The organism is Pseudomonas sp. AC463 (assembly GCF_979253585.1).
In genome coordinates, this window is the sequence record NZ_CEEDDZ010000813.1 from 1 (window position 1) to 258 (window position 258).

1 pseudogene is annotated in these 258 nt (G+C 59.7%); it reads left to right on the top strand.

The features are described 5' to 3' along the window. Window positions 1–107 (top strand): annotated as a pseudogene (locus AC0IYH_RS32485) (helix-turn-helix domain-containing protein); the annotation flags it as partial. Window positions 108–258 lie beyond the last annotated feature (151 nt).

The following is a 258-nucleotide window of genomic DNA, read 5'->3' on the forward strand; positions in this document are numbered from 1 at the left end:
TCCATCAGGTGTCTGACAGCCTGGGCTTTTCCGAGCCGGCGTACTTTTCCAGGTTCTTCAAACGCGAAACGGGCGTTGCACCCAAGGTCTTTCGCGTACAGCGTTAGAGTGACCGGGCGGCGTGTAGACCGCCCGGTCGAACTGCTTAGGGTTTCGGGATGCCAACGCTATCTGGCGAGATCTCGATAGCCTTGGCCTTGTACATCGACCAGGCGGTAACCGACTGCCAGCGCTTGAGGAACTGCTCGGCTTCGGCGC